This window comes from Luteibacter sp. NPDC104163 (assembly GCF_055584245.1).
Map to the genome: position 1 here is coordinate 1 of NZ_JBVJMK010000011.1, position 21308 is coordinate 21308.

Here is a 21308-nt window from a genome sequence, read left to right on the forward strand (position 1 = left end):
AGCGTTTCCGGGGCACCCAAATAAAAAATCCCCGCCCCACCCGTTTTTTTTTTGCGCGGGCCCGTGGGGTGGGGGGGGGGGGGGGCGGCGGGGGGGGGGGGGGGGGCCCCCCCACCCCCCCCGCGCGCCCCCCCCCGCTCCCACAACAGCAGGGTTCAGGGCGCCAGGCGCTTCAGGCGCAGTTGCAGCCACTTGTCCACATCAGCCCACTCGGTGGCGAGGATGCTGTAGCAGACGGTGTCGCGCAGGGAGCCGTCCTCGCGGCGCTTGTGGGCGCGCAGCACGCCTTCCTTGCGCGCGCCAAGGCGCTCGATGGCCTTCTGGGAATCCTGGTTGTAAGCGTCGGTGTGGAACTCGACCGCGACCACGCCAAGGTTCTGGAAGGCGTTATCCAGCAGCAGGTGCTTGCAGGCCGTGTTCAGGTGGCTGCGCTGCCAGCGCTTCGCGTACCAGGTGTAGCCGATGGCCAGCCGGTACGGGTCGGGCGTGATGTCGTAGTAGCGGCTGGTGCCGACGATGTCGCCGCTCGAGCGCTCGCGGACCACCCACGGGGCCATGCGGCCCTCGACCTGGCCGCGCAGGGCCTTCTCCACGTAGGCGGTCATCTCGCCGGGGCGGGGGACCGTGGTGAACCAGAGGTCCCAGAGCTCGCCATCGGCCGCGGCCTGTTCCAGCGCGGGGACGTGCCCGAGGGTCATGGGCTCCAGGATGACCCAGGCGTTTTCCAGGCGGTCGGCCATGCGTGGGGCTCCTCTCAGGCGTCCAGGTCGGGGATGAGGCTGCTCTCGATCCGTGCGATCGCGTCTTTTAGCAGCAGTTTGCGCTTCTTGAGGCGGGTGAGCTGGAGCTCGTCCCGGCTGATGGCCTGGGCGAGGTGCTCGATGGCGGCGTCTAGGTCCCGGTGCTCCACCTTGAGCTCCGCGAGACGCTGGGATAGCTGGGTCGGATCCTGAACCTGCATGGCGGCGGCCGGCGGCTTTGGGGGAAGCGGGAAGTTTACCCCCCGGCGTGCCGCGCCGCAGCAGCTACAATAGGAGGCTCGTCCCCTCCGAAGCACCCAGCGACATGTCCGCGAACCCCGACGCCACCCGTAAGCAGAGCTACGAAGCCGGCAAGCTGGCCAAGCGCCTGCGCCGCCAGGTCGGCCAGGCGATCGCCGACTACGCGATGATCGAGGATGGCGACAAGGTCATGGTGTGCCTGTCCGGTGGCAAGGACTCCTACACGATGCTGGATATCCTGCTCTCGCTGCAGGCCAAGGCACCGGTGCGGTTCGAGATCATCGCGGTGAACCTCGACCAGAAGCAGCCCGATTTCCCGGAGCACATCCTCCCGGAATACCTCAGCGAGCGCGGCATCCCCTTCCACATCATCGAGCAGGACACCTACAGCGTCGTCACCCGCGTGATCCCGCAGGGCAAGACGATGTGCAGCCTGTGCTCGCGCATGCGCCGCGGCGCGCTCTACCAGTGGGCCGCCGACAACGGGGTCACCAAGATCGCGCTGGGCCATCACCGCGACGACATCCTCGGCACCTTCTTCCTGAACATGTTCTACCAGGGTAGCCTGAAGGCGATGCCGCCCAAGCTGCAGTCCGACGATGGGAAGCACGTGGTCATCCGCCCGCTGGCGTACTGCCGGGAGGACGATATCGCCGAGTACGCGGAGGCCAGGGCCTTCCCGATCATCCCCTGCAACCTTTGCGGGTCGCAGGAGAACATGCAGCGCAAGGTCGTGAAGCGCATGCTCGCGGATTGGGAAAAGAGCCATCCGGGCCGCAGTGAAACGATGTTCCGCGCGCTGGGCAACATCGCCCCTTCGCAACTGATGGATCGCAACCTGTTCGACTTCGCGGGCCTGGGCGCACGCGAAGGCGCGGTGCGCGCCGATACCCATGCCTGGCTTGGCGGCAGTGACGCCGCCGGCGACAACGACTGACAACCCCTTCCACCGCTTCAAGGCCTTCCGATCATGACCCTGTTCTCCGCTGTCGAACTCGCGCCGCGCGATCCGATCCTCGGCCTCAATGAAGCCTTTGGCGCCGATACGCGCGCCGACAAGGTGAACCTTGGCGTGGGCGTCTACTACGACGCCAATGGCCACGTTCCGCTGCTGCGCGCCGTGCGCGAAGCCGAAAAGGCGCGGGTGGAAGCCCAGCTGCCGCGCGGCTACCTGCCGATCGACGGTATTGCGCTCTACGACAGCGCGGTACAGAAGCTGCTGTTCGGTGCCTCGTCGCCGCTGCTGGCCGATCGCCGCGTGGTCACCGCGCAGGCGCTGGGCGGCACCGGTGCGCTCAAGGTCGGCGCCGATTTCCTCAAGCGCCTGAATCCCGATGTGCCGGTCGCCATCAGCAACCCGAGCTGGGAGAACCACCGGGCACTGTTCGAAAACGCCGGCTTCAAGGTCGTCGATTACCCGTACTACGACGCGGCCACCCACGGCGTGGATGTCGACGGCATGCTCGCCGGCCTGGCGAAGCTGCCGAAGGGCGCCGTCGTCGTGCTGCACGCCTGCTGCCACAACCCGACCGGTGTCGACCTGACGGAAGGCGACTGGAAGCGGGTGATCGATACCGTGCGCACGCAGGGCCTCGTGCCGTTCCTCGACATCGCCTACCAGGGCTTCGGCGATGGCATCGAAGCCGATGCCGTGGCGGTACGCCTGTTCGCCCAGGCCGAGGTGCCGTTCTTCGTCGCCAGCTCGTTCTCGAAGTCGTTCTCGCTGTATGGCGAGCGCGTCGGCGCGCTGTCGATCGTCACCGGTTCGCACGACGAAGCGGTGCGCGTGCAGTCGCAGCTGAAGCGGATCATCCGCACGAACTATTCGAACCCGCCGACCCACGGTGCCGCCATCGTCTCCGCCGTGCTCAACCACGATGACCTGCGCGCGACGTGGGAAACGGAACTGGGCGAGATGCGCGAGCGTATCCGTGCGATGCGTCGCGGCCTCGTCGAGCGCCTCGCGAAGGCCGGCGATTTCAGCTTCATTCAACAGCAGCGCGGCATGTTCTCGTATTCCGGCCTCAGCAGCGCGCAGGTCGATCGCCTGCGCGAAGAGTTCGGCATCTACGCCGTGGGCACGGGCCGCATCTGCGTCGCCGCGCTGAACGACAGGAATATCGACCGCGTCGCCGAGGCGATCGCGAAGGTGGTCTGAGCCACCGCCACACCTATTCGCCGGCGGGCGCACTGCGCCCGCCACGGCCAACCCTTTGCATGAGAATCACCGATACATGTTCTTTCGCAACCTGACGCTGTTCCGTTTCTCTGAATCCGTTGCCGCCGACCTCGATCGCCTGGACGAAGCCCTGCCGGAACACCGCCTGCGTCCGGTGGGCCCCATGGAGCTTTCCGCGCGCGGTTTCGTCTCGCCGCTGGGCCGCAACGAGGAAGGCCTGACCCACAACGTGGCCCGCAACACCATGGTCACCGTGGGCAGCGAAGATAAGCTCCTGCCGTCCTCCGTCATCAACGACGAGGTGGCCAACCGTGTGCAGAAGATCGCCGAGGAAGAAGGCCGCAAGGTCGGCGGGCGTGAGCGCAAGAAGATCAAGGATGACGTGCTGAACGAGCTCGTGCCGCGCGCCTTCGTGCGCAGCTCGCGCATGAAGGCCTACGCCGACAAGAAGAACGGCTGGTTCGTCCTGGATACCTCCAGTCGCAAGTCCGCCGAGAACACCCTGAGCCAGGTCCGCGAGGCCCTGGGCAGCTTCCCCGCCGTGCCCCTGGCACCGGAGGAGTCGCCGCGGATCCTCATGACCCACTGGGTGGCGACGGGCGAGCTGCCGGGAGGCCTGGCGCTGGGCGACGAGTGCGAGCTGCGCGATCCGGCCACGGCCTCGGGCGCGATCGCCCGTTGCCGCAGGCAGGATCTCGACACCGATGAGATTCGGGAGCACCTGCGCACGGGAAAACAGGTGTTCCAGCTTGGTTTGGTCTTCGATGACCGCATCTCTTTCGTGCTTGGCGAGGACCTCATCCTGCGTAAAATCAAGTTCACGGACGTGGTGCTGGACGAACAGGCCGACAGCCACGAGAACGCCGCCGCGGAAATGGACGCCACCTTCGCCCTGATGGCGCTCGAATACGAGCGTCTGCTGGGCAAGATGGAAGAGTGGTTCAAGCTGCCGCGCCCGGAGTGATCCGCCGGGCCGGTCGCAGTGGCTGATACACCGGGATGGGATGTTTGTCGGGATCGGTTCGGGACTGGCAACATGGCATCAGAACAAGGCGAGTGGCTGGAACTTTCCACCCCGACCGGGGGCACGATCCGCGTGCTGAAGTCGGCGCACCCCCGTGCGCGCCGGCTCCGCCTGACGGTGACGCCCAAGGGCGCGCGCCTCACCTATCCCAATGGCACTCACGTGGCGCAGATGACCGCGTTCCTGCGCCACCACGCCGACTGGCTGGAACAGAAGCTCGGCGAGTTCCACATGGATGCCGAGCCTTTGCCGGCGTTGCGCGTGGGCGTGCCGACCACGTTCCCGTTCCGTGGCGAGGAAGTCCGGCTCGACTGGGCCGAGGGTCCGTACCCGCGCGTGCAGCACGATGAGAGCGGCATCACCCTGGTAATCCCGGGGCCGCACCATCGTGAACTGCTGGTCGCGCGCGGGCTGCTCGCTACGTTCTTCGAAGCGCAAATTCGCCGCGATGTGTCACGCTGGCTGCCGGGCTATATCCCGCAGATCAACGCGGCGCCCACGGCATTGCGTATCCGCCCGCTGAAGAGCCTGTGGGGCAGCCTGGATACGCGCGACCGCATCAATCTCGATCTTGCGCTCGCGCTGGCGCCGCCTGCGGCGTTGCGCTACGTGCTGGTGCACGAACTCTGCCACCTCAAGGTGCGCAACCACTCGCCGCGTTTCTGGAGTTGGGTGGAGAGCATCCTGCCGGAGCACCGGGAGCAGCGTACCTGGCTGCGTGCGCACGGCAGTGCGCTGAAGGCGCAGCTGGATCGGTTGATTGCGGATGTTGCGGACTGAGGCGTAATGATCGCGCGCAAGCGCGCTCCCACAAGGGCTAGGTCGCGCAGGCGCACTCCGACAAGGCGAGGCCGTTGTGGGAGCGCGCTTGCGCGCGATGCGTTCAATGCGCCAGCGCGAATCCGGTGATGATCCGCGCGGTTTCGTCGGGCTTCTCCAGCATCGGCATGTGGTTGCAACCGTTGAGCACGGTCGCGTCGATGGACGGCGTATTCTTCAGGCCATTGCGCAGGGTGTCCAGCGCCGACACGTCGATGATCTTGTCGTCGTGGCACCAGACGCCAAGCACGGGCATCGTCAGCTTGCCGAGGAGCGGGTCCAGTACGTAGGCCTGCTCGGGCTTCTTCAGCTCGGCGAACGTGCTCTCGATGAACGCACGATCCTTGACGTTGCGGCGGACCAGCGCGTCCTCGATGCGACCCGGCAGGTGCGGCGGCACGGTGAAGATGCGTGCGAGCAGTGCCTCGAGGCCTTCGCGGTCGTTGAACAGGAACGGATCCTTGCCGGCCTTCACATCGCGGACAAAGTCGTTTTCCTTGAACGTCAGCCCGGCTGAACTCATCAGCGTGAGCGCCGCCACCCGGTCCGGGTGGTCGGCCGCGTAGACACCTGCAATGGCGCCGCCCATCGACTGGCCGACGAGCAGGAAGCGCGGAAGGCCCGTGGCGGCGGCGAACGCATCGAGCCGCGCGGCCTGGGCCGGCACGCCGTAGTCGCCGCCCGCCGTGCGCGACGACTCGCCCCAGCCCGGCAGGTCCGGGATCACGACATGGAAGTGGTCGGTGAGGCCGCCGGCCATCTTCAGCCAGGTTTCCTTGTTGGCGGCGAAACCGTGCAACAGCACGATCGTCGGGCCCTGGCCGCCTTCGTAGTACGACCACGTGGTATCGCCGGCGACCACGCTCTTCTTCTCAACGTGGGCCTGCATCGCCATGCGTGCCGCATCTGCCTTGACCAGCAGCTGCGGCGCGAACAGGTAGACCAGGCCGGCGCCGGCGCCCAGCACCAGCGCTACGACGACCAGGAATTTCAGCCGGCGCAGCAGCAGGCGCTGCCAGAGCGGGCGCGTGGATGCGGTATCGAGGGGAGCAGGAGTCCTTGCCATCTCACTTCTTCTTCGACTTGCCGGCGAGGATGTTCTCCACCGCCTGCTGGGTCATCGGGTGATAGCCAGCCTTCGCTTTCGCATAGGTGGCCTTCGCGAAAGCCAGGCCTTCCGGCGTGCGCGCGAACGCGCGATACACCGGCGTGGTGAGGTACAGGCGGCCGATGCGGGTCATGTGTTCCGCGGCGGCGGTCCACACATCCTTATCGCCGGCGGCGATGGCGTGGGCGTACCAGCGCATGCCGATCTCCGCGTTGGGCGTACCGGTGAGGTGCCACGCCGCGTCCAGCGCCTTCATCTTGTCGAGCGGCGGCACGTCCGGCATGCGATCCAGGAAATACATCCATTCCTGGGTGTTCCAGGTTTTCGCATCCAGCTTCGCCGCATCGAGCTTGCCGGCGAGGAAATCCGTGCGTTCCTTGTCGATGTTGTCGAAGCGCGCCGACGTAGGCAGCGGCGCATCCTTCGGGATACCCGGCTGCCAGATCCACGCGCGCGCCTCGGCCTCGCTCATCTTGCCCGGGTACTTATCGAGCAGGTTGGCCTTCATGTAGGCGAACATCGTGTCGGTATCGATGCTCTGGAACGCGAAGTGGGCGAAGTAGCCCTTGAGGTACGCGTCAAAGTTCTCGCGGCCGAAACGCTGCTCCAGCGTGCGCAGGAACCACGAGCCCTTGTCGTAGGCGACCGACGAAAGCGAATCGTCTGCGCCGACGCCACGCGGATCCGGCGTGAGCTTCTGCGTGTTCGGTTCCATCGAGCCTATGGTCTTCTCGAGTTCACGTGCGGAAAGCAGCGCTTCTTCGTCCGCCTGCGACTTGCCGTACACGGCCTCGGTGATGCGGCCCTGCACGTAGGTGGTGAAACCTTCGTTCAGCCAGATGTCGCGCCATGCGGCGCTGGTCACCAGGTTGCCCGACCACGAATGGGCCAGCTCATGCGAGACCAGCGAGACCAGGCTCTTGTCGCCAACGAGCACGGTTGGCGTGGCGAAGGTCATGTTGGGGTTCTCCATGCCGCCGAACGGGAACGACGGCGGAAGCACCAGAATGTCGTAACGACCCCAGGCATACGGGCCATACAGCTTCTCGGTGGTTTCGATCAGCTTCTCCGTGTCCTCGAACTCGTGCGCGGCCTTGGCGACCACGCTGGGCTCGGCGTACACGGCGCTGCGCGGGCCGGTCTCCTTCACCGCGATGTCGCCAGCGGCGATCGCCAGCAGGTACGACGGGATGGGATGCGGCTGGTCGAACTTGAAATCGCCATCGAGCGGATGCTTCGCATCGTTGATGGCGCTCATCACCACGCGCACGTCCTTCGGCGCGCTCACGTGCGCGTCGTAGGTGAAGCGCACGGCGGGCGAATCCTGCAGCGGCACCCACGAACGCGCGTGGATGGATTCCGACTGCGAGAACATGAAGGGTTGCTTCTTGTCCGCGGTCTGCTCAGGCGGGAGCCACTGCAGGCCCGAGGCCTCGGGCACGGTCGTGTAGGCGATGCGCACCTGTGCCGGATGCGCCGGCGCCTGGATCGTCAGCTTCGCGCCCAGTTCCTTGTCGCGCGGCGCCAGCGCGAACTTGAGCGGCGTCGCCTTGCCGCTGGCGTCCACGGCATTAACGCTGGCGATCTTCAGGTCGCGCGTGTCGAGGACCAGGTCGCCCTTGCCGGCCTTCCAGTCGAGCTTCAGCGTCGCATCGCCGGCCAGTTCGCGTTTGGCGAAATCCACCTTGAGGTCGAGATCGAGGTGGGTGACCTTGACCACGTCCGGCTGGGCGTAGGAATGGGGATCGGCGGCGAAGGCCGCCACCGGGAAGGCCACCGTGAGGGCCGCGAAGGGAAGCAGGCGCATGGAACGTTTCCGTGGGAGGGAAGCCCCCAGTATGCCACCGGCACACGGGGGCTGGGCCGAACGCCCGCCGACGGCTACGGGAGGCTGAAGGCACTGGACGCCCGGGTGAACGCCTCGGGCAGGTTCAGGTCGCGGCGGCGGGTTCGCAAGGTGTAGGCGTACTCGCCGGAGGCCAGCAGGCGTCGCTCCATGCGGTGTTCCTCACGCCAGTAAGCCTGGCGCATGTAGTTGCGATCGACCTGGATCCAGTGGCCGGTGGGGTCGCCGCGGCCGCGTTCAAGCGCCGTGATACCCAGTGCCTCGTCCAGCCTGGCGCGGGGAGTGCCGGGGGGCAGGGTGGTCACCCTGAATTCGCCGGGGTCGTAGAAGTGGCGCGAATGACCCTGGATGAGCCATTCGATGCCGCCGCTCACACCGAACGCGCGGCCGGGCGCCTCCGGCGTGTAGACCCAGAAGCTCTCCGGCCAGTCGTGCGGCGCGACGATACTGGTCGTGCCCACACCGCCGACGGCGTCATCCGCCGCGGCGACGGCCAGTCTCGCGGCTGCGACCGCTTCGTCCCAAAGCGAAGCCTGGCGCGGCGTCAGGTGGCCCGCTGGCGGGGGCGTCGAAGGATCCGAACTCGACCCGATCGACGGATCCTGCCCGTCCTCGCCGCGCCAGCGCCGCTGGCCCGGTGAGCCCACGCGCCGCCCGCCATCGGCCCAGCCACGGCGGGCGAGGAGCAGGCTGCGCTCGCGCGCGTCCGGCACCCGGGCTTCAAGCTCATGCAGGAATTGCCGACGCTGGCCGGCATCCAGGGTGGCGAGGTCCGAAGCGATGCCGTCATCGAACACCATGGCGCTGCGCGAAGGGAGATCGACACGCAGGTGCATCGACTCGTTGCTTCCCAACCGGTAACGGAAGGTCGCCGACGGGTTGTCACGGATGATCGCCTCGACCTCGTCGCGGATGGGCTCGAGCGCTTGCGGCAGCGATGGCCGCGGGGCAGCTGCGGGCTCGGCAGCGGGCGGTACGACCGGTTCGGCTGGCACGGCCGCATGGTCGGCCTCGCGGCCGCCAAGATGCAGCGCGCGGCGCAGGCGCTCACGCAGGCCTCGCCCGGCGCCACCCGGCAGGCCCACGCCGCGCGCATACGTCCATTCACCCCCGATGCGCTGCACGGCCGGACCGGTAAAGGTGGCATCGAGCGAACCCTGCGGCCGTTCGAGCCGCCACACATGGTTGTAGTCGTCGAAACGTACGGGATACAGGCGCCCGTCCTGGCTCACGTGGCGCCGCCCCTGGACGATGTGGAAGCCCTCGCTATCGGGGAGTTCGTTCGCGGCCAGGCTACGTGCCGAATACCGGGTTTCGAAGCGTGGGCCGCGCAGATCCAGCCTGGCTTGCGCGGGTTGCGGTGCCGCGCCGCGCGCATGGCGGAGCAATGGCGCGCGCCCGCTGCCGGCCGCCCAGAGCGGCCCGGCGAGATCGAGCCCGTTCACCCACGCATCGGTAAACGCGAGGTAGGCATCGGTGGCATCACCGGATTTGACGCCATCGTAGAAGCGATCCAGCGCACTGCGCAGGCGTGCGGGTGCGGACAACGTCGACAGTGCAAGATCCGTCGCGAGCCCGGTGACCGGGTGCGTCCCGATCGGGCTGAAGGTCCAGTGCTCTTTCGCCCCGGATTCGACGTGGTGCGTATCGTGGATACGTTGATCCACCATCGCATCGTAGCCGGCATCGATAAAATCGCCGCTCATCTCGCGTTCGTTGAACGGTTCTGCCGTAAGCGTGTACGCCGCGTCGGCCGGGCTTCCAAGGACCCAGTGGGCCAGGCGATCGCCCTTGAAACGCCGCGTAACGCCGTTGGGATCCTGCGTGGCAAATGCCGCGGGGAGTCGGTCGAGCAGGTACTCGCGAAACACGGGCGCGTACAGGAACGTGCGAGCCATGGCTTGCCGGTCAGCGAATTCGCGGAAGGCCACGCCATCCGGCGCATCCGGCGTATACACGACGACGCGGGGCACGCTGCGCGCATCACGCACGCCGATGACGACGACATCGCGCAGGGGGATGTCCTTGTAGGTGAGCTGGCGAGCGACGACCTCGTGGCCATCGATCAGCTCGCGCCCCTGCGGGGTACGGTGGTCGAGCAGCGCCTCGACCCAGCGGAAGCCGCGTTCGGCGCGGTCCTCCAGGAACGAACGAGGTTCGTCGGCCAGGTAATACGACAGCCGCGCCTGCGCGGCATCGGCACGCATGCGCGCAGCCGTCAGTTCGATAGCGGTGAGCTTCGCAAGCCGCCCGGCGGGTCCCGTGCGCAGCTGCGATTCGAGGTGCTCGCGGTAGCGCGGCGCCACCCGCGCGTCGCGAACCACGGCGACGAGATCGGCCTGGGCAAGAGGGACGGGCATGGCGCTGCCATCGTGGCGCACCGTGCTCAACTGCACGGCATCCATGATGGTGAGGCCCCGCCATGCGAGTGCATGCAGCGTCTGCCGGATCGTGTTGGGGCCAACAAGTAACTGCTTCAGGTGTTCGTACGAGCCTTTGGCGGGGTCGTGGGTGACGTCGACCGACAGCATGGCCGATGCATCGCCGATCCCGAGCGCCGCCAGCCGCCCATCGAGCTCGTCCGATGTGAAGTCAGTCATGCCCATCGGCGGCTCGACACCCCACGCGGTTCGCAGCGCGGCCGTGTCGGCGGCAAGGCGTGCATACGACGCCGTGGCCGCTCGCCAGTCGCGGGCGACCGCGGGCGGTACTCGCGCCAGTCGTTCGTCGGTGGCCTGGGTGAGCAGGCGCGCCTCGCGGGCACGCAGCAGCGCAGGCACATCCAGGACACTCGCCAGGCGCGCATGGCCGAGCAGCCTGTCGTTGAATGTAGCCTCGGCACCAGGGAGGTCGCGGTCGAGCTGGTAGTCGTCCCAGGCCTGGCGGATCCGTGCGAGGTGGGTATCGATGAGGTGCGTTGTCCACGCCCCTGCGGCATCGGCGCTGGCCGCGCGCAGGGATAATTCCGCGCCATCGAAGGCGTCGGCGCAGGCGTCGACGTGCATCCCTGCGACCGAACCGGGCTGGATACACCCGGACACGTAATGACGGACGGCATCCGTAGTCTCGTCGACCGAGGCCAGCGCCTCCCAGCCCTGGCCCGGCAAGAAGATCAAGTGAAGGCCGGGCGTGTCACCGGCCGTCGCAGCCACGGCGCCAGCGACCACATGTGGCCCCACCCACACTTCCTGTAGCGATAAGCCCACGCCGACGTTGCCCGCCACCGCGTCGGCGACTCGCCCCGCGAGACGCGTGGCGTTCGGCGAGAGCGTACCGTCCTCGCTGCGTAGAGCGGCTTCGCCGCGAAGGATCTCAGCAACCACCGGTGCCAACTGCGCCTGCGCGATGGAACGCCATGCCGTATGGTCGGAAAGAAAGGCGTCGAACGTCGCGGGCGCAGGATCGGGAAGCGTCGGCGCGCTGTCATCCAGGCGTGCGAGCGCGGCGTGCGCAGCGCTGAGCCTTTGCAATTCGGCCGAGGCCGCGGCGGCTTCCCGGGTCATGCCGTGAACGGCCGCGGGAGCGGGTGAAGGAGGGAGCATATCCATATGCGAACCTTGTGATGGGAGTTGGAAGGTGTATTGCGATGCGGGCTTTTGGCCCGTCAGGGGCCGGCCAGGAACTGCCCGGGCTGGAGCACGAGGAACGTGCCTTGCGCATCCGTGTTGCCACGAACGAGGTAAGACGGGTGGGCAGCGCTGTCATCGATGAAAACCCGCAGCGCCGGGCGGCCTGGTGGCGCGCCTGCCGCTCGCACCTGGCGCAGGTTGATCCGCACCCAAGGGCTGGCCGTGCCGCCGTTGGGGACGGCGGGTGCCTGGCCTGTCGCGGCCACGCCCGACAGGCCGGACCCACCCACGCGCTCGACGGGCAGGTAGACACTGGGATGATCCAACGGCAGCGCGTAAGCCGGTGGCTGATACCACACGGCTTCCGGCCAGGCCTCGGGTAGCAGCTCCCGCCATGGCGGATGTGCGACCACCGGGGGCGCCGGTGGGGCAGGCCGAACGAGCGGTGCGCGCCGTCCGGCCTCCAGCGCGCTGCGCCACGCATGCCAGAAGCGCGGCCCTACCGACACCGGGGCGCCCGCGGCGATGAACACATCGGCGTGGAGATCGTCTCCCATCGTGCCGCCCAGCCTTTGGCGCAGCACACGCACGAATTCACCGCGCTGGTGCATCGTGAGATCCGCATAGTCGCTCTCGCTGACCGTGCGGATGCGATGTTCAGGCGGATACACGTCGGGACCACGGCGGCCGCCGCGAAGGCCGAGATCGGTACGCAGGTGCCAGCCGGCACGCGACCACGCGATGGCGGGCCCCGTGTAATGCGCATCCGCCACGCCGGGCCGGGTGAGACGCCAGGTGGCGTGCGCATCGTCGAAGTGCACTTCGTAAGTTGCTTCCGCGTCTGCGACGTAACGCCGGCCGCCGATCGTGTGGATGCCCTGTGCATCCGGGCGGCTACCTGCAAGGTTGATATCCGGTGCCGCATACCGCCGATCCAGGCGCGCCGCACTGCCCAGGGGATTGCGGATCCAGCCGGGGACGGCGTAGCGGACGTACGCGGCGGGGCGCGCTGCGACGTGAAGCGCCGGGACGACGCCCAGCAGCGCGACATAGGCCTCAGTCGCATCCACGAAGGCCTCGCGATAGGCCCCCGCGCGCAAGGCATCCTCGGTACGCCAGAGTGCGCGCATGCCACGGCCAATGTCCACGAAGAACTGGCGGACCATCCACGTGCCGTTGGCGACATCGCCCAACGCGCCGGCGAACGGCAGCGGGGCGACCGGGCCCGCGGCGCGAAGCGCAGATTCCAGATCGGTCATGTCAAGCGACATGCGTGACACCGACGCGGCATGCAGCGCTTCGAACACGTTGCCGGTCACTTCGCGTTCGCCAAATACCTCGGCGGTCACGGTTTGCGTGCCCGAGCTTTGCTGCGCGAGCACCCACCGGCTGCGACGTACCTCTTCGGGGATATCGAAGTGGCGAACACCATTCGCGTCGAGACTTGCGTGCGACGCGGGAAGGCGATCGAGCAGCCAGGTTTCGAACAGCGGGTTGTACAGCACGGCACGTGCCGCCTGCCCGGCGTCCTCGAACTCGCGCACGCTGCGGCCATCGGGTGCGTCCGGCGTGTAGAGGATCACGCGCGGGACGCTCTCCCGCCGACGTGCACTCACGATGAAAAGGTCGCCCACCACGGCACCGCGGTAGGTGAACTGGTGAACCACGATGTCATGGCCCTGGATCTTCCGCCGCGTCGCAGCCGCTGGGCTATCGACCACCGCGCGCATCCACGCGTGGCCGCGTTCGTCACGATCGGCGATGTAACCCGGCGCCTGCGCAGGCAGGTAATAGCCCAGCCGCGCGTCGGCCGACGCAGCCGCCACGCGCGCGCGGAGCATGCGTGCAGCGACGTGCTCGCGGATGCGCCCCGCTCCATTCGGCGCGAACGCGTCGGCAAGCGCAAGGCGATAGGCGCGGATGGCGTCGGGAGACGCCATATCGCCCGGTGGCGTGGGAAGCGCAGCCGTTCCGCTCGCGTCCAGGGCATCGGTCGCCTGGTCGTACTCGCGCCGGAGTGCGTCGACCTCGAGCCGCCACTCCTCGCGCGCGTCGGCGGGGACTGAGGCAAGCCGCGCAGCATGCCGGGTGAGCAGCCTGCGCTGAAGGCGATCGATGCGCATGGCGTCGACATCGAGATGGCGGTGCAGGTCGAGCGCAGTGCGTACGGCGTCGGCGGCGCCTGCCGGGCTGTCACCGAGGGCGACCGTATCCCAGGCGTCGGTCACCTGTGCGCGGCGCGTGGTGATAGCCGTGCGGGCCATGGAGCGGATAGCATCCGCGGGAGCCGCACGCGAGGTGACGAAGTGATCCTCGCGCACCATGCGGTCGACCACCTCGACTCGCAGGCCCGGCAACGTGTCGCGCGCTACCAGTTCATGGCGCGTACGTCGTTCGAGTTCCGTATGCAGCGCATCGAGTGACGCGAATGCCTGCCAGCCGCGGTCGGGCATGAACAGCAGCGCCGGCGCATCGGAGGATGCACCGGCGAGGGCTAGCGCACCCGCATAGACCTCACCTGAGAACAGGAGCTCGCGCGGCTCCACGCCTGGCGGGCTGATCAGGCCGCGCGCGGCGGTGAACACGGCAATGCGTTGCTGCTCCGTGGCGGACAGCGTGCCGTCGTGTTGGCGGAGGAGCGCATCATCGTGCATGACGCTCGCGAAGCGATCGGCGAGCGCGCTGATGCCGGTGTCGTTCCAGACGGCGCCCAGTGCTGCAAGGAACGTCGTGCGCGTGATCCCATCCATCGTGTCGGGAACGATGGGTTCCGCTGCGAGCGCATCATCGATCCACGCGCGCGTCGCCTCCATGCGGGCATGGATATCGGAAGGGTTCTGGGTGGTGGATTGAACGGCGGCAGGCGGTGCCTGCGGGGGCTGCAGATCCATGGCGGCCTCGGGATGGTGAATGTCCCGGCTAGCCTACGTTGAAGGCCCCACCCGCTATGCCGGGCGGGTGCCATCAACGCCGCAAGGTTTCCTGTAAAGCAGTGTAGGTCGAGCCCTACAGCTTGTAGCCGCGATGGATCGCGACAATGCCATTGCTCAGGTTACGGACTTCGACATGGCCGAAGCCGGCGCCAAGCATCATCCCCTTCAGCGTCTCCTGGTCGGGATGCTTGCGAATGGACTCGGCGAGATACTGGTAGCTGTCACTGTCATTGGCGAACAGTCGCCCGAGGTGCGGCAGCACCTTGAACGAGTGCACGTCGTACAGCTTCGACAGCAGCGGGCTCTGCACTTTCGAAAACTCGAGGACAAGGACACGACCGCCAGGCTTGAGGATGCGCTGCATGTCGGCCAGCGCCTTTTCCTTGTCGGTCACGTTGCGCAGGCCGAAAGCGATGGTGATGGCATCGAAGCTGGCATCCGGGAACGGCAGCGCCTCGGCATTCATCTGCGCCCAGCGCAGGCCAGCGACCAGGCCGCGGTCGGTCAGCCTGTCGCGGCCGACGCCCAGCATCGCCGCGTTGATGTCGCCAACGACCACTTCGCCTTCGTCACCGACGACGGGCTTGAGCAGGGCCGCGATGTCACCGGTGCCGCCAGCCAGGTCGAGCACGCGATCGCCACGGCGGACGCCGCTGACGGCCACGAAGTGGCGCTTCCAGAGCCGATGGATGCCGAACGACATCAGGTCGTTCATGAGGTCGTAGTTACGCGCGACGGAGGTGAACACCTGGCCGACAAGCTTCTGCTTGTCGGCCACGGGGACGTCGCGAAACCCGAAATGGGTGGTCTTGTCGGTAGCCATGCCGCCGATGGTACCGGGGTTGCGGCCCATCGGCGAGCATGGGGCCGATCAGGGTTCGCGCCCGAGGTGGGTGATCTGCATATCGCTGGCGTCGAGGCGGATGAAGGCCTCGCTGGTCGGGCGCAGGAAGTACTTGGTGCCGTTGGCGCTATCGATGCCGATGTATTCCACGCTGGCGCCCGAGGGGAGCGCGGCCTCCCGCTGGAGGAATTCGCGGGGACGCAACCGGATGGCGAAGGTGGTAGACCGCGTCAACGCACGGTTCCCGACCGCTCGCTGGATATCGGCGAGCGGAGCGGTCGGCGGCACGGTGGTGACACGGACCCCGTAGAGACCACCGCCGAGCCACTCGCCATGCAGGTGGGCCCAGTGGGGGTTGTAACCGCGGTTCGTGCGCTGGCGGTGCAGCCGGCTGTCGCGGAAGGGAAGCTGGCCGTAGTACCACATCTCCTCCGGGACGCGTGCCTGCTCGATCCGGCGGAACGGTTCGGGTACGGGGGGTGCCACGGGGAGAGCGGCCGGGCGGGCCGGCGGGAGTGGGCTGAGATCCAGTGGGCGGCTCTGCGCAAGGATGAGGCGCTCCTGGGTGGACATGGCCTGCGCGGCTGCGGCGCGTTCAGCCGCCGCGGACCAGCGCGTGCGCTGGGCGGTGGTAATGACGGCCGGCGTCGGCAGGCTGCGCGCCTCCGCCTCCATCACGCCGGCGACGAGTTCCCGTTCGGTGGGGTTGGGGAAGGCGTGCTCGAGTTCCTCCATATAGCGATTGAACGGACGCCCGTTGGCGTGATCGGGCGGGCCGGGCACACGGGCAGCCCCGCGTCCGCTCCCGCCCTGCAGGCCCACCTCGTTGAACGCCCAGGTGCCCGCTTCGGTCCGGCGAATGGCCGGCCCCCACGCATGCGGGGCGCCCTGGCGCTCGAGCCGCCAGGTGGCGAAGTCGCTGTCGTAGCGCACGCCATACATTTTTCCGTTCTGCTCGATGTAGCGCCGGGCACCCAGCATCACGATGCCATCCGTGCCCGCGGACGATCCGGCCGGCACGAGACTCGCTTCAAACCGGGGTTCGAACGCCACGGCCGCCTGCGTCACGGGCCGGCCACCCACCAGCTTGCCGCCCTGGCGGAAACGCGCGGCAACCAGCCCCCGTGCCGAAGGCGCGACGGTCTGCGGGGCGATGATCCCCAGCGACGCCACGTAGAAGTCGGCGAAGTCGACGAATGCGCGGGCATGGTCGCCCTCCTTCAGGCTGTCGTACAGCCGCCAGGAGGCCTGCGCGGCATGCACGGGCGCGTAGACAATGCCCTTCACCGCATTGGCTACCAGGTTGTCGAAGAGCAGGCGCCGCGGCCAGTCGACCAGCCATTCCCAATTCGCATCCTCCGCGCTGCGGCTGAAGAATGCGACGTTGCGCAGCGCCTGCTGCACGCCGGTGTCGTAGACCGCTTCAAGGACGTTGCCCTCGACGACGCGTTGCGCGAAAGGCTCCGCCGTCTTCGTATAAGCGGCATCGACGGGCGCCCCGAGCACCCAGTGCGCGAGGTGGTCGCCCGCGAATGCGCGATTGCCACCATCCGACTGCGGCCTGGCATATTCGTTCGGCAGGCGATCAAGCAGGTACTCGCGGAACGCCGGGTGATGGAAGAAACGCCGTGCGGCCTCGGCACGATCGTCGAACTCGCGGAACACCACGCCATCCGGTGCATCGGGCGTGTAGAGCACCACGGTCGGGACGGCCTCGGTCTGGCGTACGCCGATCTCCAGTACGTCCTTGAGCGGTGTGCCCTGGTAGGTCACCTGCCTCGCGACGATTTCGTGCTGGTCCACGCGCGCGCGTCCCGCCGGCGAGGGGGCATCCAGCACGGCTTCGACCCAGCGGAACCCGCGCTCGGCATGGTCGGGACGGAACGAGCGTGGCTCACCCGGGAGGTAGTACGACAGGCGTGCCTCCGCCGCCTGCATGCGCATGCGCGCGAGCAGCAGCGTGGTGTTGGCCTCGCGGCGCTGCCCGGCGGTCTCGCCGTCGCGATAGGCGGCAACAAGGTGATCGCGGTAGCGCGTGGCGAGGTCCAGGTCGCGGACAAGCGAGCGGATGGCCGTGTCTGTCAATGCGGCCAGCGGCTGGCCCGCGGCGTCAACCGCGCTGAGCTGGACCGGATCGAACGATGCGATGTTCTGGTACACGAGATCCAGCAAGCCGATGCGGGCGGGTCGCGTACCATCGAACAAGGCCTCGAGCGATTGGGCGCGCACGGCCGCGTCCCGCCAGTAGTCCGCCTTGATGAAGATGTCTGCAGGCGAGGTCGTGATCCCCAGGGTTGCCAACCGCGCCGCGGTTTCCTGGGCCGCGAAGGCGGTGAGTGTTTCGATGCCCGCATCTGCCGATTTGTACGTCTCCTGCATGGCGGCGTAGTGCGCGGCGGCGTCTTGCCAGCCGCTCGCAACCTCGGCGGGGACCTGCGCCAGGCGTGCCTCGTTCACCAGGCTCACCAGGCGTGCATGCCGGTGTGCCAGCAAGGCTTCCACGTTCACCAGCGGCCGCGCCATTTCGGCGGTGACGGTATCGCCGAGCACGATGTCGCGATGGGGATCGGTCGCGGTCACCAACCAGCCCACCCATGCCTCGGCTACCCTTTCGCGTTGAACCGCGAGCGCGGTATCGACGTACGCGGAGAACGCGCCGCCGGTGCATGTTGCGGAGGTCACTGAGGGTAGCGCCTGGGCGGCCAGGGGGCGCCGTGCCATGCCGGGCACGCCGCCATCGTCGGCCATGTGCTGCCGCAGGCGCTGGCCGAACGCGTCGTGCAGTGCATCGAGGCTGGCATAACGTTCCCAGCCGGCGTCAGCGGTGAATAGCAGTGCGCTGCCCTCGCCGCCCTGGCGGGCGACGACCAGGCTCCCGGCGAGCGGCCGGCCTGCAAACATGGGGCAACGCGCGTCGATGCCGGGTGCCGGGCCGTCGCCGCGGTGTGTCGCGAGCGCGCGGACCATGCCGGCCGACTCGGCATCCAGCGTCTCGTCGGCCTGGCGCAGGGTGGCGAGGTTCGCGGCCACGCTGCGCACCTGCTCGACGGCAGCCTGTCGGCGCGCCGGGGACCAGTAGCCGTCGAGGGCGGCCAGCAGGGCAGGCGCCTTGGCGGGATCCGCCGGCATCGGCGGCAGTGCCGCGATATCGGCGGTAAGCACCGCGTGCGCCGCGACGAGGTTCTCGAACGCGGCGGTGGCGGCCTGGTGGGCGGGTTGGTTCTGCGCAGGCGGTGCCTGCGGCGGCGTCATATCCATTGACGTTCCTTTGCGTGGTGGTTCGCAAAGGTTAGGTAGGACCAGCGCACCGGTCTGCCCGGTAAGACGCCTACGCCGTGTAGGCGAAACCCTCTATCGGACGTCAGTGTTGACCATGGTGACGTTCGTGCTCGTTCGCGACGTGACGATCATGCAGCGACTCCGCCGTGGTTTCGCCGGGGTCGCTGGGTGGGCGTGCATCGAGGTCGCGATCGTTGTCCCCACCCGGCGTGATCTTGAGAATGGAGTGGCGCACTTCGCGCGCGAGGATGACGCGCGCATCGCGCACCATGTCTTCCAGTGCATCGCTGAAATCGAGCTTGCCATTCTCATCGGTCCACACGACGCGGGCCTCGCGCAGCTTCTGGATGAAGCCGCGGAACAGCGCCTTGTCGAAGAACTCGGGCGCGGAAAGCTCGTTGAGCATGCCAAGGCGCTGCGCGGTCAGTGTGCAGGCGGTCTCCAGCTCACCCGCCGACATCGTGTGCGGGCCGTTCTTCACCAGCGCGGCGATGGCGATGTAATAGCGTTCGAACGCTTGCAGCATGCTGCGTGCGATGACGCGCAGCTGGTACGCGCCATCGTCCTGGCCCGGCCCGCGCTCCAGCACGCGCCCCTCGGACGAGGCTTCGAGTATGCCGCGGCGGACGAAGAAATCGATCGTGTCCTGCACCTGCTTCGCAAAGCCTTCGTCATCCCAGGGCAGGAACAGCTCACCCTGGATGAACGGGTAGATGATCCGGCCAAGCCGTGCCACCGACGAGCGCGACATCCGCCGGTTATTGAGGAAGCACGCCGCCACCCAAGCCGCGGCTGCATTGAGGTGCAGCACGTTGTTGCGGAAGTAGGAAAGCAGGACGGCCTGTTCGCCCTCGGTGACCAGCACGTCGCCGAGCGGGTGGCGGATGCGGCGGATCCAGCCCATCTGCTCGCCGTACGCGATGATGCCCTGCGGGTTCATGGCGGTGATCGTGACGCGATCGGAATACGGCAGCTCCTGGAACAGCGCCTTCGTGAGCTCGAGCTGCGCCAGCAGGTCGTTCTCCGCCATGGCGTGCTTCGGCGTGGCCAGCAGCGCCAGCGCGAGCAGGTTGATCGGGTTCACGTCCGCGGCGCGGTTGATGTTGATCTGGATCTTTTCGGCGAGGTCATCGACCACGCTGTTGAGCCAGTCCGGCTTGGTATCCGGGTCAGCCGTCGTCTCGCGCCAGTCGGGTGCCACGCCATCCAGCATCGGGGTCAACTGGATCGGCTCGCCGAAATTGAGCGTGACGTGGCCGTAGCGCTGGCGGAGCACCTTCAGGCCGCGGATGAGGCCGAGCAGGGATTCCTTCTCCTTCGGCTTGCCGGAGAGCTCGCCGACGTACGACTTGCCTTCCATCAGCTTTTCGTAGCCGATGTACACGGGCTGGAACAGCACCGGGCGGCGCGGCGCGCGGAGGAAGGCGCGGACGGTCATCACCAGCATGCCGGCGCGCGGGGCGAGCAGGCGGCCCGTGCGCGAGCGGCCACCTTCGATGAAGTACTCCAGCGGCACGCCGCGATCGACCAGCTGCGCCAGGTATTCGTTGAACACCACCGAGTACAGCGCGTTGCCCTTGAAGCTGCGGCGCAGGAAGAAGGCGCCACCGCGACGAAGGATCGGGCCGACGACGGGCAGGTTGAGGTTCACGCCGGCCGCGATATGCGGCGGCACGACGCCCGAATGATGCAGCTGGTACGAGAGCAGCAGGTAATCCGTATGGCTGCGGTGGCAGGGTACGTAGACCACTTCATGGCCAGGCGCCGCGGCGCGGGCCTTGTCGAAGTGGTGCATCGCGATGCCGTCGTAGAGCTTGTTCCAGAAGTTGGATAGCAGGAACGAGGTGGAGCGCACGACCGGATGCGAGTAGTCGGCGGAAATCTCGAGCGCGAAATCGCGCGCGCGTCGCTCGGCCTTCGCGTGGCTGATGTTTTCCTTGCTGGCCGTGGCGGCGATCGCATCGCGTACCGGCTGTGCGGTCAGCACCGCGTCGACCACCGTACGCCGGTGCGACAGGTCGGGTCCGATCACCGCCGCGCGGATACGGCGGAAATGCGTACGCAGCACGCGGGCGATCTTGCGGGTCAGGCGCTCATTGGTCAGGCCCTGCGATTCCGACAGCACGTTGCGCAGCGACACCGGTTCGGAGAAATGCACCACGGTGTCGCGGCCATTCAGCAGCAACGCCAGCATGCGCCGGAAGCGACCGACGACCAGCCAGTTCTCTGCGAAGAGCACGCTGAACCAGCCACTTTCGCGGTTGGGCGCGCGGCCGACATAGATGGACACGGGGATGACCTGGATATCGCGCGTCGGGTCTTCTTCAATGGCGCGGATGAGCTGGCCGATGGGCTCCTTCGGCCCATGGGTGTCCGTGCGGCCAAACAGCCAGCCACGCTGGCGGCTCAGCGAGAACACCGAGCGGCGGCGACGGCCGGGGAGGTCCAGCAGCTGCATGGGGCTGGGCAGGCCGGCCTCGCGGCATGCCCGTTCCAGGATCAGCGCATCGGACGTGCCATCGCGCTCGATGGCGTAGCACACGGCCGCATCGCTCTTCAGCAGGGCGGCGGGCTCCGCCGGGTCGCGCTTGATGCGCACCCACGGCTCGAGGACGCGCCCCAGCAGCTTGAACCACCAGGGGGAGCGGGCGACGCGGACGTGCGGATCCGCACTCATCGGTAATTCGGACATCGTGGGATTGTACG

Annotated in this window: 13 protein-coding genes; 4 read left to right on the plus strand and 9 right to left on the minus strand. The window is 67.7% G+C overall.

The window, feature by feature from the left end:
- Positions 1-155: 155 nt before the first annotated feature.
- Complete coding sequence (locus ACZ6YI_RS14145; RefSeq protein ID WP_465779230.1) at positions 156-740, minus strand: GNAT family N-acetyltransferase; 585 nt, start codon at positions 738-740, stop codon at positions 156-158.
- Positions 741-754: 14 nt separating this feature from the next.
- Positions 755-961 (minus strand): YdcH family protein, encoded by a 207-nt coding sequence (locus ACZ6YI_RS14150; RefSeq protein ID WP_440327734.1) that lies wholly within the window; start codon positions 959-961, stop codon positions 755-757.
- A 104-nt stretch (positions 962-1065) separates the two neighbouring features.
- Here ACZ6YI_RS14150 and ttcA point away from each other — a divergent pair, with 104 nt between their 5' ends.
- The 4 genes from ttcA to ACZ6YI_RS14170 all read left to right on the plus strand — a co-directional run bounded on the left by ttcA (position 1066) and on the right by ACZ6YI_RS14170 (position 4984).
- Positions 1066-1938 (plus strand): tRNA 2-thiocytidine(32) synthetase TtcA, encoded by an 873-nt coding sequence (gene ttcA, locus ACZ6YI_RS14155; protein WP_440327735.1) that lies wholly within the window; start codon positions 1066-1068, stop codon positions 1936-1938.
- Between the two features lie 33 nt (positions 1939-1971).
- The gene (locus ACZ6YI_RS14160) at positions 1972-3159 is read left to right on the plus strand and encodes an amino acid aminotransferase (RefSeq protein WP_440327736.1); all 1188 of its coding nucleotides are present in this window, start codon (positions 1972-1974) and stop codon (positions 3157-3159) included.
- A gap of 76 nt (positions 3160-3235) precedes the next feature.
- Positions 3236-4144, plus strand: a complete 909-nt coding sequence (locus tag ACZ6YI_RS14165) for a recombination-associated protein RdgC (RefSeq protein ID WP_440327737.1) — start codon at positions 3236-3238, stop codon at positions 4142-4144.
- Between the two features lie 72 nt (positions 4145-4216).
- The gene (locus ACZ6YI_RS14170) at positions 4217-4984 is read left to right on the plus strand and encodes a M48 family metallopeptidase (protein WP_440327738.1); all 768 of its coding nucleotides are present in this window, start codon (positions 4217-4219) and stop codon (positions 4982-4984) included.
- 103 nt (positions 4985-5087) lie between these two features.
- Here ACZ6YI_RS14170 and ACZ6YI_RS14175 read toward each other — a convergent pair whose 3' ends face one another.
- From ACZ6YI_RS14175 to plsB, 7 genes are all read right to left on the minus strand, one after another.
- Positions 5088-6089, minus strand: a complete 1002-nt coding sequence (locus ACZ6YI_RS14175; protein WP_465779231.1) for an alpha/beta fold hydrolase — start codon at positions 6087-6089, stop codon at positions 5088-5090.
- Between the two features lies 1 nt (position 6090).
- Positions 6091-7938 (minus strand): M1 family metallopeptidase, encoded by a 1848-nt coding sequence (locus ACZ6YI_RS14180; RefSeq protein WP_465779232.1) that lies wholly within the window; start codon positions 7936-7938, stop codon positions 6091-6093.
- A gap of 74 nt (positions 7939-8012) precedes the next feature.
- The gene (locus ACZ6YI_RS14185) at positions 8013-11525 is read right to left on the minus strand and encodes a hypothetical protein (protein ID WP_465779233.1); all 3513 of its coding nucleotides are present in this window, start codon (positions 11523-11525) and stop codon (positions 8013-8015) included.
- A 56-nt stretch (positions 11526-11581) separates the two neighbouring features.
- The gene (locus ACZ6YI_RS14190; protein ID WP_465779234.1) at positions 11582-14437 is read right to left on the minus strand and encodes a hypothetical protein; all 2856 of its coding nucleotides are present in this window, start codon (positions 14435-14437) and stop codon (positions 11582-11584) included.
- Between the two features lie 115 nt (positions 14438-14552).
- Positions 14553-15332: a bifunctional demethylmenaquinone methyltransferase/2-methoxy-6-polyprenyl-1,4-benzoquinol methylase UbiE gene (ubiE, locus tag ACZ6YI_RS14195; RefSeq protein ID WP_465779235.1), complete on the minus strand. Its 780-nt coding sequence runs from the start codon at positions 15330-15332 to the stop codon at positions 14553-14555.
- A gap of 18 nt (positions 15333-15350) precedes the next feature.
- Complete coding sequence (locus tag ACZ6YI_RS14200; protein ID WP_465779236.1) at positions 15351-18581, minus strand: dermonecrotic toxin domain-containing protein; 3231 nt, start codon at positions 18579-18581, stop codon at positions 15351-15353.
- A gap of 103 nt (positions 18582-18684) precedes the next feature.
- Positions 18685-21294 carry a glycerol-3-phosphate 1-O-acyltransferase PlsB gene (gene plsB, locus ACZ6YI_RS14205; protein WP_465779237.1) on the minus strand — a complete coding sequence of 870 codons (2610 nt, stop codon included), beginning with the start codon at positions 21292-21294 and terminating at the stop codon, positions 18685-18687.
- Positions 21295-21308 lie beyond the last annotated feature (14 nt).